At 43.5% G+C, this 18,184-nt stretch carries 14 protein-coding genes; 6 read left to right on the forward strand and 8 right to left on the reverse strand.

The genetic code is table 11. From position 1 onward, the window contains the following. Positions 1 to 169: 169 nt before the first annotated feature. The 5 genes from pflA to ACBR23_RS14700 form a co-directional block, all read right to left on the reverse strand. Complete coding sequence (gene pflA / locus ACBR23_RS14680; protein ID WP_371114040.1) at positions 170 to 910, reverse strand: pyruvate formate-lyase-activating protein; 741 nt, start codon at positions 908 to 910, stop codon at positions 170 to 172. A 239-nt stretch (positions 911 to 1,149) separates the two neighbouring features. Next, positions 1,150 to 3,378 carry a formate C-acetyltransferase gene (gene pflB / locus ACBR23_RS14685; protein ID WP_371114012.1) on the reverse strand — a complete coding sequence of 743 codons (2,229 nt, stop codon included), beginning with the start codon at positions 3,376 to 3,378 and terminating at the stop codon, positions 1,150 to 1,152. Between the two features lie 263 nt (positions 3,379 to 3,641). Beyond that, complete coding sequence (locus ACBR23_RS14690) at positions 3,642 to 5,078, reverse strand: diguanylate cyclase domain-containing protein (RefSeq protein ID WP_371114011.1); 1,437 nt, start codon at positions 5,076 to 5,078, stop codon at positions 3,642 to 3,644. Positions 5,079 to 5,104: 26 nt separating this feature from the next. Beyond that, positions 5,105 to 6,826: a response regulator gene (locus ACBR23_RS14695; RefSeq protein ID WP_371114010.1), complete on the reverse strand. Its 1,722-nt coding sequence runs from the start codon at positions 6,824 to 6,826 to the stop codon at positions 5,105 to 5,107. Further along, on the reverse strand, positions 6,816 to 9,632 hold the full coding sequence (locus ACBR23_RS14700; protein ID WP_371114009.1) for an ATP-binding protein: 2,817 nt from the start codon (positions 9,630 to 9,632) through the stop codon (positions 6,816 to 6,818). The genes ACBR23_RS14695 and ACBR23_RS14700 overlap by 11 nt, the downstream gene beginning before the upstream one ends. Positions 9,633 to 9,906: 274 nt before the next feature. On the opposite strand from ACBR23_RS14700, the gene ACBR23_RS14705 reads away from it, so the two are divergent. Further along, a complete protein-coding gene (locus ACBR23_RS14705) occupies positions 9,907 to 12,648 on the forward strand; it encodes a bifunctional acetate--CoA ligase family protein/GNAT family N-acetyltransferase (protein ID WP_371114008.1) in 2,742 nt (913 codons plus the stop codon). A gap of 202 nt (positions 12,649 to 12,850) precedes the next feature. Here ACBR23_RS14705 and ACBR23_RS14710 read toward each other — a convergent pair whose 3' ends face one another. The 3 genes from ACBR23_RS14710 to apcA form a co-directional block, all read right to left on the reverse strand. Next, a complete protein-coding gene (locus ACBR23_RS14710; RefSeq protein WP_340518781.1) occupies positions 12,851 to 13,054 on the reverse strand; it encodes a phycobilisome linker polypeptide in 204 nt (67 codons plus the stop codon). Positions 13,055 to 13,419: 365 nt separating this feature from the next. Continuing rightward, on the reverse strand, positions 13,420 to 13,905 hold the full coding sequence (gene apcB / locus ACBR23_RS14715) for an allophycocyanin subunit beta (protein WP_006634930.1): 486 nt from the start codon (positions 13,903 to 13,905) through the stop codon (positions 13,420 to 13,422). Positions 13,906 to 14,054: 149 nt separating this feature from the next. Beyond that, complete coding sequence (gene apcA, locus ACBR23_RS14720; RefSeq protein ID WP_333176795.1) at positions 14,055 to 14,540, reverse strand: allophycocyanin subunit alpha; 486 nt, start codon at positions 14,538 to 14,540, stop codon at positions 14,055 to 14,057. Positions 14,541 to 14,665: 125 nt separating this feature from the next. Here apcA and ACBR23_RS14725 point away from each other — a divergent pair, with 125 nt between their 5' ends. The 5 genes from ACBR23_RS14725 to ACBR23_RS14745 all read left to right on the forward strand — a co-directional run bounded on the left by ACBR23_RS14725 (position 14,666) and on the right by ACBR23_RS14745 (position 17,937). Further along, positions 14,666 to 14,830, forward strand: a complete 165-nt coding sequence (locus ACBR23_RS14725) for a hypothetical protein (protein WP_371114007.1) — start codon at positions 14,666 to 14,668, stop codon at positions 14,828 to 14,830. A gap of 381 nt (positions 14,831 to 15,211) precedes the next feature. Continuing rightward, positions 15,212 to 16,420 (forward strand): hypothetical protein, encoded by a 1,209-nt coding sequence (locus tag ACBR23_RS14730; protein ID WP_371114006.1) that lies wholly within the window; start codon positions 15,212 to 15,214, stop codon positions 16,418 to 16,420. Between the two features lie 250 nt (positions 16,421 to 16,670). Next, entirely contained in the window at positions 16,671 to 16,964 is a 294-nt protein-coding gene (locus ACBR23_RS14735) for a c-type cytochrome (protein ID WP_371114005.1), read from the forward strand. Between the two features lie 64 nt (positions 16,965 to 17,028). Then, on the forward strand, positions 17,029 to 17,526 hold the full coding sequence (locus tag ACBR23_RS14740; protein ID WP_341736293.1) for a DUF3122 domain-containing protein: 498 nt from the start codon (positions 17,029 to 17,031) through the stop codon (positions 17,524 to 17,526). A gap of 195 nt (positions 17,527 to 17,721) precedes the next feature. Further along, on the forward strand, positions 17,722 to 17,937 hold the full coding sequence (locus tag ACBR23_RS14745) for a hypothetical protein (RefSeq protein ID WP_371114003.1): 216 nt from the start codon (positions 17,722 to 17,724) through the stop codon (positions 17,935 to 17,937). Positions 17,938 to 18,184 lie beyond the last annotated feature (247 nt).

Consider the following 18,184-nt stretch of genomic DNA (forward strand, 5'->3'; position numbering starts at 1 on the left):
ACCCCCTAAATCCCCCCCCCCCCCCTACCCCCCCCCCCCCCCCCTGCCCCCCCCAAGGGGGGAGGGGGGAAGGGGGACTTTGAGCTTCTTTCTCCCCCCTTTTTAAGGGGGGTTGGGGGGGATCTCCGGGTTTGAAAACACGCCCTAGGGGGGATCTAGCCAACTTTAACTAAAGTGCGATCGCCCCGATCGCCTCTATCCCGCGATCGCGAAAAATATCAACCGTTTGCTGAACCTGTTCAGCCGAAGCGGGTGGTGTATCTTTCAGCTCATAAGCAAGCCCTAATTGTTCCCATTTATATTCCCCCATTTTATGAAAAGGTAGAACTTCCAATCTTTCCACATTTTTGAGAGTCGCGATAAAATCTGCTAACTTCTCCACGTTTTCAATATTATCGGTGAGGTGTGGAACCAACACAAATCGAATCCAAGTGGGTTTGTCAATCTCGCTGAGATATTTTGCCATCGTTAAAGTTGGTTCGATGGAAACATTGGTCACTTGGTAATATAGTTCGGGAATGTAGGATTTGATATCTAGTAGAACTAGATCGGTCATTTCTAGCACTGGTTTGGCAATTTCTAAACCACAATAGCCAGATGTATCAAGGGCAGTATGCAAGCCTAGTTGATGACAGCGATCGAATATTTCTCTGGTGAATTCTGGCTGCATCAATGGTTCGCCACCGCTGACTGTCACGCCGCCTTTCCGAAGGTAGGATTTACATTTTTTGATTTCATTAATCAGATAATCAACGGTCACTTCTTTACCATCATGGGCGTTGCGACAATCAGGATTGTGACAATAGAGACAGCGCAGAGGACAGCCCTGAGTGAAGACAATAAACCTAATTCCTGGTCCGTCAACAGTACCAAAGGTTTCGATTGAATGAATGCGTCCAATTCCAGACATGAATTTCGTTTTTAGTTCCTTGTAATTGCGAGCCTTCAGAAACCGGGTTTTTTGCGTAAATACTGGCTTTGAGCCTTTAAATGATGTGAAAAACCCGGTTTCTTTGGGAGCATCTCGATTTTGCATAGGCGAAGCATGACCGCAGACAATTTATTAGTGATAACCAGAGATTTGCAGCGGTCATGCTTCGCCCCTACGAATATATTTGCCAAACACAGATGCACCGGTTTCTTTGCTATCTAGACACGTTCGTGGAAAGTCCGTTTAATCACATCTAATTGTTGTTCGCGAGTCAGCTTGATGAAGTTAACCGCATAGCCAGATACGCGAATCGTCAATTGAGGATAGTTTTCGGGATGTTCCATTGCATCTAGTAAGGTGGTCCGATCGATCGCATTGACATTAATATGATGACCCCCATCATGGAAATAGCCATCGAGTAAACCAACTAGATTATTAATGCGATCGCTTTCGAGTCTTCCCAAGGCGGCGGGCAGAATTGAGAAGGTATTCGAGATACCATCTTGACAGTCACTATAGGGCAATTTTGCCACAGAAGATAGCGAGGCGATCGCGCCGCAACAATCTCGTCCGTGCATGGGATTGGCACCGGGTGCAAAGGGTTCTCCCGCCTTGCGTCCATCGGGAGTGCTGCCTGTTTTTTTGCCGTAGACTACATTGGAAGTAATCGTCAGGACTGATTGAGTTGCTACTGCGCCACGATAGGTTTTGTGCTTGCGAATTTCGTTCATGAACCGTTGCACTAAGTCGATCGCCATACTATCAACGCGATCGTCATTGTTGCCATACTGCGGATAATCGCCTTCTATCAGATAATCCACCGCCAAACCTTGCTCGTTCCGAACTACTTTAACTTTGGCGTATTTAATCGCGGAGAGGGAGTCAGCCACCACCGACAAGCCGGCTATGCCACAAGCCATTGTACGGTAAACATCGCGATCGTGCAGTGCCATTTCCAGCCGTTCGTAGCAATATTTGTCGTGCATATAGTGAATGACGTTCAGCGTATTGATGTAGGCTTTTGCTAGCCACGCCATCATTTGCTGCAACCGTTCATTCACCTCTTGGTAATCCAAATATTCGGCAGTGATTGGTGCAAATAGAGGTGCTATTTGGTCGCCAGATTTTTCATCTTTACCGCCATTTATAGCATACAGCAAAGTTTTTGCCAGGTTCACCCTTGCGCCAAAAAACTGCATCTGTTTACCGATTCGCATCACTGATACGCAACAGGCGATCGCATAATCATCGCCATAGGTGGGGCGCATCAAATCATCATTTTCATACTGAATTGAACTGGTGTCGCTGGAAACTTTAGCGCAGAATTCTTTGAAGTTTTCTGGTAAATGTTCTGACCATAATACAGTCAGGTTTGGTTCTGGTGCTGGGCCGAGATTTGAGAGTGTGTGCAAGAATCGGTAACTGCTTTTTGTTACCATAGTTCTACCGTCTGCACTCATGCCGCCGATCGCTTCTGTTACCCAAGTGGGATCGCCGGAAAACAGCGCATTGTAGTCAGGAGTTCGCAAAAAGCGCACCATCCGCAGCTTCATCACAAAATGATCGATCAGTTCTTGCAAGTCAACTTCCGCGATCGCTCCACTGCGTAAATCCCCCTCGAAATATACGTCTAAAAACGTGGATACCCTACCGAGGGACATCGCCGCCCCATTCTGCTCTTTGACAGCGCCTAGATAGCCAAAATATAGCCACTGCACAGCCTCTTGGGAGTTACCCGCCGGACGACCAATATCAAAGCCGTACTTCGCCCCCATTTCCTTGAGTTCAAACAAAGCCTGCATCTGTTCTGATAACTCTTCCCGCAGGCGAATTGTTTCCTCGTCCATCATGTCGAGTTCCAGGGATTCTTGCTGAGCTTTCTTGTCATCAATCAGGCGATCGACTCCATACAAAGCCACGCGCCGATAATCCCCAATAATCCGCCCGCGCCCGTAAGCATCGGGTAAACCTGTGATAATGCCCGATCGCCTCGCCATCCGCATTTCACGAGTATAAACATCGAATACGCCGTCATTATGGGTTTTGCGATATTTAGTAAAAACCTCTTCTGTTTGGGGGTCAAGCTGATAGCCATAGGCTTCCAAACCAGCTTTCACCACACGAATTCCGCCATAGGGCATGATGGCCCGTTTCAGAGGTTTATCTGTCTGCAAACCCACAATTTGTTCGAGTTGGCGATTTATATATCCAGCGTCATGGGCTATAATTGAAGAGGGTACTTTGGTATCAACATCCAATACACCCTTTTCAATTTCTAGTTTCATTAGTTCCAAGACTTCTTGCCACAGCTTCTGAGTCCTTGTCGTTGGTCCTACTAGAAACTCGGCATTCCCTTCATAGGGCGTGTAATTCTTTTGAATAAAATCCCTGACATTGATTTCTGTTGTCCAACTCCCTTCTGTAAAGCCGTACCATTCTGCATACATAGCTTTAACCTCCTATTTTGGACTCTTTTTAAAGATGTCGCTCTTTCATCTTTTGTCTCCATTATATATCTATCCCATCATTTCCCATGGAAATGCTGTCATGTTTTTACAAAAGTTAACTGCTTGATGGTCCGATCGCACTTATCAAGTCCTGTCAACAGCTATATATAGCCTTTCTCAGAAAGATGAGGTAAGAGCGATAATTAGTAATAAGTAATAGGTAATTGGTAATTAGTAATAGGTAATTGGTAATTAGTAATACCCTATGCCCCATTACCATTCCCCCCTTGGGGGGGGCTGGGGGGGGTGGGGGGCACAGGGGACTGAGAAATACTATATACACAATAGCGATCGCGCCCCTGTTTTTTTGCTTGATATAGTGCTTTGTCTGCATGAGCAACCAAAGTATCTGGCTCCAATTCTAAGCTAGGGATGAGTGAGGCGATTCCCAAACTAACTGTGAGGGTATTCTTGACATGAGACTGCTCATGGGGAATCGCCAAACTATGAATTGCTTGCTGAATGTTTTGTGCTATCTTAATCCCTCCCTCCAAATCCGTATTGGGGAGGAGTAACGCAAATTCTTCGCCACCGTAACGCGCTGCTAAATCCGCGGGACGATGGACTACTTTTTGTAATGTTTTCCCTATGCTAACTAAGCAATTATCACCCGCCAAATGACCATAGTAGTCGTTGTAGCTTTTGAAAGTATCAATATCCAATAAAATCAGCGACAGTGGCTGCTTTTCTTGTGCTAATCGTTCCCATTCGCTTTGGAGGCGATTGTTGAAACAGCCCCGGTTAGCCACCTGAGTCAAAGCATCTAAATTCGCCAATATTTCTAGTTTTTGATTGGTTTCTTGGAAAGCTATTTCCATTTGTTTACGTGTAGTGATATCACGGATGGTAATAGCAAAACCATCACCTAATTTTACGGCTACCCAGTGAAACCAAGAAGACTCTTCCCATTCATAGTAAAAATCGTGCTCTAAAGGTTCCCCGGTTTCCACAATTTCAACGAAACGCTGGAATAGTTCTGGATCAACATTGCTCAAAAACTTTTTCAGTACCAATTTGCCAATCATCTCTTCACGAGTGCGTTTGAAAACTCTAGCAATCACGGGGTTGACAACTAAACAACGAAAATCATCAATCTCCCCAGTTACGGGGTTGCGGACAGCTTGCATTGCTGCAATACCATCCAGGGAACTATTTAAAACACTAGCCAGTAAAGCCCTCGATTGATATAGTACCTCTTCCGCTTCTCTGCGGATATTAATTTCTTTTTCCAGCAGCCGTTGCTGACGTTGAATAATTAACTGATTTTCCAGACGCGCTACGACTTCTTCGATGTGAAAGGGTTTGGTAATGTAATCTATGCCCCCTGACTCAAAGGCTTTTACCTTGTCAAAAACATCATCTAAAGCACTAATGAAAATAACGGGAATGTGGCGTAGATTGTCATCGGATTTGATGGCTTTACAGACTTCATAACCATCCATTTGTGGCATTTTAATATCTAAAATAATCACATCTGGACACTTGACTTTTATGGTTTTCAGTGCCATCACTCCACTGGTGACGCTGCGAACAGTGTAGCCAAGTTTGAAGAGCACATCGCTTAGTAATTGTAAATTTTCGATGAGATCGTCTACTAGAATAATGTTGCCTTTTTCTGGTTGTTTGTGATTTAAATTCATGGCTTTTAAAGTTATTTAATTAATGATTATATGGAAGAATTAATGTTTACTGTATGTTTTTTTATTGGAATTTCAATAACAAATTCTGCTCCTTTTCCTAGGATCGAGTGACAATATAAATCCCCACCGTGTTTATCAACCACAATCTGGTGACAGATAAACAGTCCCAGTCCCGTACCTTCTCCTACCTGTTTTGTGGTAAAGAAAGGGTCAAACAACTTGGATTGCAGTTCTTTAGCAATTCCCCAGCCATTATCAGATATTTTGATTGATATTCCATGATTATTATGAACTTGAGTTTGAATTATTATTTTTGGTATATCGCCTGTGAAATGAGCGTGCACGGAATCTATAGCATTATTTATTATATTAATAAATACCTGATTAAGTTGACCGGAATAACACTCAATCAACGGTAGTTCACCATAATTTTTAATTACGGTAATTTCGGGATTTTTTAGCGTCGCTTTTAGGCGATTTTGGAGAAGCATCAGCGTATTGTCGATACCTTGATGAATATCCACTCGTTTGAATTCAGCCTCATCGTGACGGGAGAAATTCCGCAGGGACAAAACTATTTCCTGAATACGTTCGGTCCCTATCTGCATAGAATTAAGTAGTTTGAGCAAGTCTTCTTGCAGAAAATCTAGGTTAATAGCCTTGATTTCTGCTTGAATTTCTGGTGGGGGATCGGGTAAATGTTGTTGATATAGTTTTACCAAATTTAGTAAATCTTGGAAATATTCCGTAGCAGGACTCAGATTGCCGTGAATAAAATTAACTGGATTGTTAATTTCATGTGCCACACCTGCAACCAGATTCCCAATGGAAGACATTTTTTCACTATGGATGAGTTTTGCTTGGGTGCGTTTGAGTTCCCTGAGAGTAATTTTTAAGCTTTCAGCTTGTTCTTGTAATTGAAATTCCGCTTGTTTCCGTGCAGTAATATCGCGGATGGTAATAGCAAAACCATCACCCAATTTTACTGCTACAAAATGAAACCAAGAAGACACTGATTCATAGTAAAAATCTTTGGCTAAACTCTCTCCATTTTCTACAATATTGACGAACCCATTAAAGAGTTCTGGGGCGATACGATGCAAGATTTTTTTGAGTACCAATTTACCAATTATCTGTTCGCGGGTGCGTTTGAAAACTCTAGCAATCACCGGGTTGACAACTAAACAACGAAAATCATCAATCTCCCCAGTTACCGGGTTGCGGACAGCTTGCAGTGCCGCAATACCATCCAGGGAACTATTTAAAACGCTAGCAAGTAAAGCCCTCGATTGATACAGTACCTCTTCCGCTTCTCTGCGGATATTAATTTCTTTTTCCAGAAGCCGTTGCTGACGTTGAATGATTAACTGATTTTCCAGACGCGCTACGACTTCTTCGATGTGAAAGGGTTTGGTAATGTAATCTATGCCCCCTGACTCAAAGGCTTTTACCTTGTCAAAAACATCATCTAAAGCACTAATAAAAATAACGGGAATGTGGCGTATATTCTCATCGGATTTGATGGCTTTACATACTTCATAACCATCCATTTGTGGCATTTTAATATCTAACAGAATGACATCTGGACACTTGACTTTTATGGTTTTCAGTGCCATCACTCCACTGGTGACGCTGCGAACAGTGTAGCCAAGTTTGAAGAGCACATCGCTTAGTAATTGTAAATTTTCGATGAGATCGTCTACAATCAGAATATTACCTTTATTGTCGCTTTCAGAATTAAGATTCATCGCTTATCAGGGGTTCGGCTAGGTCGAGAATTTGTTCAAATTGAAATTGACGTACCAGTTTGGTCAATGATTGTATCAAACAAGTTTCTGTCTGGGGAATTTCTGCTAGCAGTGGTAAGGCAAGCTTGGTATTTGCTTCAAGAGCAGCTTCGTATAGTTGGGTAATCCATTTTTGAGACATACAGGTGAAGTGTTGTGAAGTCAAGACGCTCTCTGCTTGCTCGTTTAAGTTTGGTGAAGTTGTTTCCGCTAAGATATATTTTACACCAAGATGTTTAGCCAGTGCGTCGAAAATTGTATGTTCGGCAAATGGTTTGCGGAGGAAGTCATCGCACCCCGCGGAAAGCACGATCGCTTTTTCTTCCTCTAAAACACTTGCCGTTAAAGCAATCACCGCCGTAGCATTACCTTTGGTGGTAGATTTAATATATTTTGTAGCTTCATAACCATCCATAACAGGCATTCTCATATCCATCCAAATTAGGTGAGGTTCCCATTCATCCCAAATTGCGATCGCTTCTTTACCATTACTAGCTTCTTTGACCTCAAATCCCAACGGCGCGAGTAACTTAATTAATAATTGACAATTAATGGGTTTATCATCTACGGTAAGAATTTTGTAGGTAAGTTGACCGGGAGCAAGTCCCAGCACTCTTGGATGTTCTTCTGAACTCTTGCTGACTGTTTCTTGACCCAGTTTTGCCTGAATATAGAATTGGAAAAGAGTGCCTTTTCCTAATTCGCTTTCTACCGAAATATCCCCTCCCATTAGTTGCACGAATTTCTGGCTGATTGCTAAACCTAAACCCGTTCCTTCTTGCATCTCTTTTCCTGCCTGTGCTTGAGAAAAAGCATCAAAGAGTTTGGGCAATTCTGCGGCAGCAATACCCACCCCAGTATCACGGACACGGAAATGGAGATTAAAAACATCTGTGGTTTCTTGCTCTCCCTGAAAGACATAGAGAGTAATTTGACCCTCTGAGGTAAATTTGATGGCATTACTGAGTAAATTGATTATAACCTGACGCAATTTGACTTGATCGGTGCAGATATAGCGGGGGACATTTTCAGTACGCTGAAAGAGCAAGTTTAAGCCTGCATTAGTTGCACCTAGATGCAGCATATCTTCTAAATCATCTAGCAAGCGATGTAAGTCAAAGTCTTGAGGATTGAGGGTAGTTTTACCTGCTTCAATTTTCGATAAATCTAAAACATTATTAATCAGTGTCAATAGGTGATCGCCACTGCGATAGATGATGCCCGCATTTTCATGTTGTTCCGATGGCAAGTTTGTAGAGCGTATCATCAATTGAGAAAAACCGAGAATAGCATTAAGAGGCGATCGCAATTCATGGCTCATATTGGCAATAAAGGTACTTTTAGCTTGGTTAGCTACTTCGGCTTTTTCTTTAGCAATGACTAGCTCTGCTGTTCTTTCTTCTACCCGATGTTCTAAGGTTTCAAAAGAGGTTTGTAACTGTTCAGCCATACTATTAAAAGAATCAGCCAGATTTGCTACTTCTGTAATACTTTGAATTTCTATAGAGCCATTTTTTATTCCATAATTTTGCCATTCTCCTAATGCTAAAGCTTGACTTGCCTGACTTAATCGTAAAATCGGTATAGTAATCCAACGGGCGGTGAGAATACCAATCCCTGTTGCGGCAACCAGAGTCAGACCACACAATAAAATTGTCCAACGAGCATTTGCCTGAATTTCTGCCATGAAGTCAGTTTCAGGAATAACAATAACTGTTAGCCAATCTAAATCTTTTTGCCCCTGGAATGGAACAACTTGAACAAAGTAACGTTTACCATTGTCTGTAAAGCTAAGTTCTTGTTTGGTTTTGATATGCTCAAGTCCACCGAAATATTCCAGTAATTTTTTAGTGGTTTTTCGAGTCATTTCTTCATGACTATTCACAGCCTTTAATCTGTATTGGTTGGGATCATCTTTCTCTTTATCGGACTTGAGAGAGCTTACTAAACTTGGAACAAAGGGAGTTTCACCTGTGGAAGTACCGATTAACAATCCCTTGTTTTCTAAGATAAAAGCCTGACCTGTTTTGCCAATTTTTAATTCTTTGAGGAAATCCCCAAGTTGGAATAGAGAAATGGAGCAACTGGCAACTCCTTGAAGGGTATTATTTTGATCGAAGAAGGGTAATACATAAGCCGCTACTAATCTGGGATCATCTAACTTTATTCGTGAAACAACTATCTGCCAAATCCCACTGGGTGTTTTTTTTCCAACTTCATACCAAGGACGATTTTCTGGAGGGGATTTCTGGGGAGGGTCGTTATTTTTTGAATCTTGAATTAAGTTGGTGTGGTTTCCTTGACTGTCAGTTAAGTAATTATTCCATTTGTAGTTATTTAACTTGGTTCTTATGCGGACGACACGAGAACCATCATCCAGCTTATTTATAACGAGCATATCTTTTGTTTCGGTGGCGATTACTAAGGCATTCAATTTATCAAAAATCTGCGATTGCTCCCATAAATAGTGCTCTACTTCTGAAAAATCTTTATAATTTAAAATACCGAGTTTGATCGCAGCAACATTATTGCGGGTAACTTCTTTAGGTTTTTGCAAATAATTGTTTAGATTTTGGTCAATGCGATCGCCAATTTCTGCCATCAAAGGTTTTGCTATATCTTCTACTGCTTTTTGTCCACTGCGGTAAGAAAGATAACCAACCAGACCCACTGCGCCGACAATTTGCACCACAAAGGGGACAATTAGAACTAATCTCAGGGGAATTTGTCTAGTTTTTTGGGATTGATTGGGGCGAGTTTTAATCATGGCTTATCAATGGTTCAAGTAAATCAAAAATCTTCAAACGAGGCTTGTAGGGTGCGTCAGCTAGAACACTTATTAGGCACAAAACGCTTATTAACTGACGCACCCTGCAATAGTCCTTTCAATAATGATTAGTAACAAAGCTCAAACAATGCAGATTTCTTGCCATTGTAGATTAGGTTGCAAATTTTAGAGGATTAGGTTAATCTAGGTGATGAATAGAAAAATTAAAGCTAAAAAAATAGCGTCGATCGATCGCTAAGATCGGGAGAATGAAATGGAAAAAATTTCAACCAATCCAACATCCCTATGCGATCGGGCCCATGATATTTGGAAAGAACAGCGCCATCCCCTCGATTGTATCTTTCATCCCCGCTCTGTGGCGGTAATTGGTGCCAGCGAAAGAGAAGGAAGTGTGGGGCGGACTATACTCTGGAACTTGATTCGCAGTCCCTTTGGGGGCACGGTTTTTCCCGTCAATCCCCAACGTCCCAGCGTATTGGGCATCAAATCCTATCCTGACATTGCTAGTGTACCAGAAGTTGTCGATTTGGCGGTGATTGCTACACCTGCTGCGACAGTTCCCCAAGTCATTCGAGAATGTGTAGCAGTGGGAGTCAAAGGCGCAATTATTGTTTCTGCTGGTTTCAAAGAAATTGGGGAGAGGGGTGCCGCTTTAGAGCAACAAATTATCGCAGAAGCGCGCCTGGGCGGAATGCGAATTATTGGGCCCAATTGTCTCGGCTTAATGAATCCCATCGCCGGACTGAATGCGACTTTTGCAAGTACGATCGCCCGTGCTGGTAATGTCGCCTTCATTAGCCAAAGCGGAGCGCTGTGTACTTCAATTTTAGACTGGAGTTTGGGAGAAAATGTGGGATTCAGCGCCTTTGTTTCCATCGGCTCTATGCTGGATGTCAGTTGGGGAGATTTGATTGAATATCTGGGTGACGATCCCCATACCCATAGCATCGTTTTGTATATGGAATCCATCGGCGATGCTCGCGCTTTTCTATCAGCAGCCCGCGAAGTTGCGATGGATAAACCGATTATTGTACTCAAAGTCGGACAAACTGAGGCGGCGGCTAAAGCTGCTGCTTCCCATACAGGAGCTTTGACTGGTAGTGATGCTGTTTTGAATGCCGCTTTCCGTCGCTGTGGTGTATTGCGGGTTAATACGATTTCTGACTTGTTTGATATGGCGGAAATTCTGGCAAAACAACCTCGCCCCAAGGGTAATCGGCTCTCGATTGTGACTAATGCTGGGGGCCCAGGGGCGATCGCCACTGATGCGTTAATTAGTGGTGGCGGTGCATTATCGGAACTAGCACCAGAGACTTTGGAGCAATTAAATCAATTTTTACCCGCTCAATGGAGTCATCATAATCCGATCGATATTTTAGGTGATGCTAGCAGCGATCGCTATGCCCAAACCTTAGAAGTAGTTGCTAGCGATCCAAATAGTGATGGACTTTTAGTCATCTTGACTCCCCAAGCGATGACTAATCCCACTCTAACCGCAGAAAAACTCAAGGCTTATAGCAAATTAGGCAAGCCGATTTTATCTAGTTGGATGGGCGGTGCAGAAATTGCCGCGGGAACGCAAATTCTCAATCAAGCAAATATTCCCACCTTTCCCTATCCCGATACTGCTGTCAGATTGTTTAACTATATGTGGCAGTATACCTATAATTTGCGGGGCATTTATGAGACTCCTTCTTTACCTGCGGATTCCGAGATTCATGCACCCGATCGCATTTTGGCAGCACAAATTTTAACTAAGGTAAGTAAGAGCGATCGCACTCTATTAACAGAATACGAATCAAAGCAATTACTCGCCGCCTATGGTATTCCCACAATTGCTACATCCATTGCTACCAGCAGTAGGGAATCTGTGGAAATTGCCGATCGCTTTGGCTATCCTGTAGTTCTGAAACTGCATTCAGAAACGATTACTCACAAAACTGATGTGGGTGGCGTGCACTTAAATCTCGCCGATGTGGCGGCTGTGAGTCGAGCATTTGAGGCGATCGAATCAAAAGTACGTGCGATCGATCCTGAAGCATTTTTGGGCGTAACTGTACAGCCCATGGTGAAAATGGAGGGCTACGAACTAATTTTGGGTAGCAGTCTCGATCCGCAGTTTGGCGCGGTAATATTATTTGGTATGGGTGGTCAATTGGTGGAAATCTTTCAAGATAGGGCGCTAGCGTTACCTCCTTTAAATACCACCTTGGCGCGGCGAATGATGGAACAAACCCGCATTTATAAAGCCTTGCAAGGCGTGCGTGGCAGACAGGCGATCGATTTGGCAAAACTAGAACAGTTGCTGGTGAGTTTTAGTCAGTTAATAGTGGAACAGCCACAGATTCGGGAAATTGATATCAATCCTCTGCTGGTTTCTCCCGACGGTATGGTTGCTCTAGATGCGCGGGTTTTGCTCCACACAACGGCCGATTTCGCCCAGAAGCCACTACCTGCAATTCGTCCCTATCCGACGAAATACGTGCAGGAATGGGAGTCACCCAAGGGCGATCGTTTAACGATTAGGCCAATTCGCCCGGAAGACGAGCCACTGATGGTCAAGTTTCATCAAAGTCTTTCGGAGGATAGCGTCTATTTGCGCTATGCTCATACTGTGAAGCTCAAGCAGCGGATTGCTCACGAAAGATTGACTCGAATTTGTTTTATTGATTACGATCGCGAAATGCTGTTAGTTGCCGATCGCCAAGTTCCGCAAACCTTAGAACATGAGATTTTGGCAGTAGGAAGGCTGAGTAAGTTGCACGGGACAAATGAAGCGGAATTTGCTTTGATTGTGGGGGATGGCTATCAGCATCAAGGGTTGGGTACTGAAATTTTAAGGCGACTTCTAGAAGTTGGCAAGGACGAACAACTTTCGGCGATCGTGGGTTATATTCTGACCAGTAATTACCAGATGCAGAGCCTTTGTCGGAAGTTAGGATTTGAATTTCAGGCCGATCGAGAAACAGGAATGTTGAAGGCTATTTTTGTGTAAGTTCTATAGGTAGAATTAGTTGGATTTTCCTGCCAACTCGTTTTGCTCTAGCTTGGCTGCATCTGTGTTTTGCAAATACATTCGTAGGGGCGAAGCATGACCGCTGTAAATCCCTGGTTATGACTAATAAATTGTCTGCGGTCATGCTTCGCCTATGCAAAATCGGCAACCTCTTAACCCTACACTAATCCAGCGCTGGATCTTAAAGTAGACCAGTATTAGCACCAACTTTCCCAGTAGCCAGTTGCACTTTAATAATTTTGCCGCCCATTTTCATAATTCTTTGTTGTTCCCGAAACCAGTTATCGTAAGGAACAAGTTTAGTAAAATAGGTATTTTGCAATTCGCGCTGAGTGCGGATGCGTGTTTGGCTGGGGACGCAAGCAGTCACTTTAAACATTCTCATGGGAAACTACCTCCTGAAGTAGGTTTACTGATTTTTAGATGGATTTTTAAAACATTGAAGACAGGGAGTTAAGAATCAAAACTAGCTCATTAAAACTCGTCCAGTATTCTCGACAAGCCTTTGACGGTCTAGCAATCACTCGTAACTTCCCTGACTTCTTCCAAAAGAAAAGGCTAAAAGTCTAAAAGTCTAAAGTCTAAAAGTCTAAAGTTTAAAAGTTTAAAAGTTTAAAAGTCTAAAGTTCCTAAAGGTAAGAAATAAATATTTTTATTTCCTTCTTCCTTCTTCCTTCTACCTTCTTCCTTCTACCTTCTTCCTTCTTCCTTCTTCCTTCTACCTTCTACCTTCTACCTTCGTCCTTCGTCTTAGCTCAAGCCAGAGCAGATGTAGTCGAAATAGACGCCCATTTCTTTACCAGCGTCAGAACCGACCAAACCGGCGGTGACTTCTTTCATAGCTTGGATAGCTTGTACGGTAGAACCGATGGGCACGCCCAAGGAGTTATAGGTTTCTTTCAAACCGTTGAGCACGCGCTCATCCAGGATGGAAGGGTCGCCAGCCAACATGGCGTAGGTGGCGTAGCGGAGGTAGTAGTCCAAGTCGCGAATGCAAGCTGCATAACGGCGAGTGGTGTACATATTGCCACCGGGACGAGTTACGTCCGAGTACAACAGAGACTTAGCAACTGCTTCTTTGACGATTGTGGCTGCATTGGCGCTGATGGCTGTAGCGGCACGGACGCGCAGTTCACCAGAAGCGAAGTAGTTTTTTAGTTTGTCTAGAGCGCTGATATCCAGGTACTTACCTTGAACGTCAGAGGAATTGATAACGGCGGTAATTGCGTCTTGCATGATGGTCTTGTTTCCTAGAAAGTGGCTGAGTTCAGTCCAATTTTGTAGCTCGGATTTGAGATTTGGGATTTCAGATTTATACAGTGGTTATTTATCTGCAAAAGCTTGTGGCTCCAGGCTGGTAACTCACAATCTAAAACCTAAAATCTTTACTGCATCGCACCGATAACGTAGTCGAAGTAAGAGGAAGCTTCGGAAGCATCTTCTCCAGAAAGCAGCGAGCTCGCTGCATTTTTCATGGCGCGAACGCCTTCGGCGACGGCTTCAATGGGGGTTCCCAAGGATTTGTACATTTCGCGGACGCCAACAATACCGATTTCTTCGATCGGAGTAATGTCGCCAGCTACGATTCCGTAGGTGATCAAACGCAGGTAGTAGTCCAAGTCGCGCAAGCAAGTTGCGGTCATTTCTTCGCCGTAAGCGTTACCACCAGGGGAAACTACATCAGGGCGTTTTTGGAAAAGTTGGTCGCCTGCTTGCTTGACGATACGTTCGCGGGATTCGCTCAAAATTTGGGCGATGCGGACGCGGCGTTCACCAGAGGTGACGAAGCTTTTGATCCGGTCTAATTCGCCTGGGCTCAGGTAACGAGCTTCAGCGTCTGCGTTGACGATTGATTTGGTGACGATACTCATCTTGTGTGTACCCGCTGGATATTTTGCAATTACGAACTGCTCCACGCTCAGCATGGCGATGGTGGGCGCTTGCATCCCGTTCCTCTGGCTTGCGGCAGGAGCTTTGACGCTTTCGGGAATTTACCTTGCTTCCAACTTTTGAAGTTGTTGGCTGGTTGCTACCTTGGGCGTTTGACGGCGCTTGTTCTGACGCCGGTGCGCTGTTTTTGGCTGCACTTTGCCTGTCGCTTACGATACCACACATAACTGCTGCTTTCTCTAATTTTGCGATCGAGGTTGCAATCATTTAGGTGGCGATCGAGTGACTGTCCGATAATTGGTCAGGAATTTGATTCTGTGACGCAACTACCTCTGGCAAGTATTTTGAGGCATTATGTTCACATTCTGAGTGTTACTGTAATAGTTTGTAACATTCGTTTTCATTTTGGGGTCTAGAGCACTGATTTTGGCATCCCCAAATTATGTCGCTCAAAACGCTATAATCTTCTGATACCAAGCATTACGACTTATAAATACTCGGTGTTTTAGCTGGGGCGTGGTGGTTCGGCTTCCCCACTTTAAATTCCTAGGTATAAAAAAGCCGGAGGTGAGGGCTCGCCCAGGTGCGATCGGGAAATTCCGACTTTCGAGCTTGTAGTCAAATTTTGCTGTAATTTTCAACCAGGTGCGCTTTGAAAAGAAATCTATCAGCCATTACAAAAGCTTTGCAGTTTGGTGTCAGCGGTGCCGTCGGCGGTTTCGTGGGTAATTTAATCACCGAACCTTTCATGAATTTCGATCGCCTGTCGGGTTCGGTATCTTTTTTTGAGAGTGTACTTTCCACCGCCCGCTGGTTTGGATTGGTAGGCGGTGGCATTGCTACAGCGATTATGTTTGGCTATTATTACTACATCAAAGGCAAGCCTCAATTTAAAGCAGCTTTCAAGAACGGGGGATTGTTTGGTTTAATCGCAGGGGCGATTTCTGGGGCGATTGCAGAAGCTATTTACAGCGGCATTGGTCCCAATGAATTATTGCGAGTAGTTTGTTGGGGAATAGCTGGCAGTTTGTTAGGGCTGGCACTTTCCAAACGGATTCCCAACTTAGGAATGCTGCGCGGCGCGGGCGGAGGCGGTGTTGGGGGCGTGTTGGGCGGATGTTTGTTTATTTTGTTCGCTTATTCTTTATCGGGTACTGTGGGCCGTTTAGCGGGCTGTGGGGCGATCGGCTTTTGGATTGGAATTATGCTAGTTGTGGCTGAAACTTTGTTCAACAAAGCTTGGCTGGTAATTAGTTACGATAACGGAGTCAATCGCACTCTGACTATTGGTGCTGAACCGGTGACTTTTGGTAGCGATGATAATTTGTCTATTATCTGTATTCCAAATATTTCGCCCTTGGCTATGCGCTTTCAATTGGAGGCTGGGCAAATTGTCTGCGAAAATTTTGATAGTGGGGCGGTGACTTATTTGCGATCGGGCGATCAAAAGAAATTAGGAAATTGTACAATTACCGTCGGTAACTCGGATTTGCCCGTTGCCAATTCTGCCAAAATTCCAGCTACATATATATCAGCAGATCCGGCGGAAAAATCTTTCGTTAATAGCGAATTTTCCCTAAAATTAAGCAGCAAAGTTATCCCTTTGAGTGTAGGGACTCAATTGTTTAGTTCCGACATATCTACTTTAAAATCTACTGCATCTAATGGTGTGGTAGCAGTTGTGAACTCTAGTTCTGTACAGCCACTGTCCTTGGGATTGACCAATTTATCCGATCGCGCTTGGTGGGTCACAGACAGTCAAGGCGACATGAAACTGGTAGAACCAGAAGGTACGCTGACTCTCGCGGTGGGAAATCAAATCGAGTTCGGCGAAATTAATGGTGAGATTGTTGACGGTTGACAGTTGATGGTTGACAGTTGGCAGTTGACAGTTGATGGTTGACAGTTGATGGTTGACAGTTGGCAGTTGACAGTTGATGGTTGACAGTTGACAGTTAACTGTTAATAATCATTTTTTAGTGCCACATTGGATATAATATTATGTTAGTAGATTGTTTGAAACCTAAAAATAGAGGATTTGGCTAATGAACTTGAAAAAAATATTCGCTGGTTTCCTATTAATTCTGACCTTGGCCTTGGGAGTAATTACAATGAGTCCCCAAATTGCTTTGGCAGATGCAACTGCAAATTCTGCAACTGCTGCCGAAGTTTTTACCGTCAATTGTGCGGGTTGTCACAGCAATGGTGGCAATATTATTAGACGTGGCAAAAATTTGAAACAGAAAGCATTGAAACGATATGGCATGGATTCGATCGCCAATATTGCCAATTTAGTCACCAACGGTAAGAATATCATGCCGTCTTACAAAGATCGCTTATCTGAACAACAAATTATCGATGTTTCAGCCTACGTGTTGTCGCAAGCTGAAAGTGATTGGAAATAAGGACTATGCGTCATCTAATGGGACTAAAGTTCTGAGCATAAACCTTCATTGGAAGTATTGCCAAATGGAAAAACATGATTGGCGGAAAATTGTAACAATTATTACATTGTGCTTCTGTCTAACCATCACCAACAACCCACCAGCCTTGGCTTCGATTCACAAATATCCAGAAACCGGGGACAGAGTAATGTTCAGATCCGTACAAAGCTTGCGGGATAATCAGGACAAAGCATGGCAAGTTGTTTTGTATAAGCGAGTGCGATCGGGCCGAGGAGACTCTCTTAACCTGAGATTGGTGGGATTTCCTGGCACCCAATTGGATCACCCAGTGGCGCTGAAGGTGGTGGCGGGGAATCTGGAACTGGCGCTGGCTAACGATATTTGGAGAAAATCGGATTTGCCGGTTAACGTGGGAGAGTACGATTTTAAATTAATGGTGGCCCAATTGGAGAGCGATCGACCTTTAGGCTTAAATTTGCCAGTCCAAGGTAAAAAAGATCTACAAATCTTGGTTCCAACTTTTGCGGTAAGGGAATGGAGGCGGTTGTTAGATATAAGTTAAATTGTGCCTACGGATTGCAGTTGAATGTGATAAAGGCTACATTGCCTGTGAAAAAAAGTCGGTATATTTGATATGCCTCAAGGTAGATCTTGGCTATTTTGAACCATAATTGTGAAACAAACTCAAAGTGAGATTAGTCTGGTTAAAAAAATCGACTGTTTTAGAGTGTGCATATTATTGGAAGGAACATTTACTATGACATTAATCACTACCATTGTCCGAAAAGCTTTAGCGACAGGTTGTCTCACGGTTGATGCGGAAGAACAGTTGCGGCAACAGTTGCAGATGACAAAGTACGGTTTGGAAGATTTTGACGCTTTTATTACTTTGCAAACAGAGGTAATGGAAGGTAGAGTAAAACACCAAGCTTGGGAATTATTGCGATCGAATAATTGTTCTGTTGCTGCTTGAAATTAAGTACGATTCCCTTGGGGATAGCTCCGCACGCGCGTACTTTTGGAGAGAATTAAGGGCGATCGATACAAATCATCAATAGGACTTACCCAAGGGTGGTCAGAAACCAGGTTCAGTAGTTAAGAGTTGCCATATGCGATTTGCCATTTTTACCCGCCACCTTTGATCGGAGAGAATTTTAGAAAACCTACATTCGGCTTTCCCAACATTCCCTAAATAAATAACATAGGTTGTAGGTTGGGTT

It is taken from the genome of Microcoleus sp. (genome assembly GCF_041354475.1).
Taxonomy (GTDB): Bacteria; Cyanobacteriota; Cyanobacteriia; order Cyanobacteriales; family Microcoleaceae; genus Microcoleus.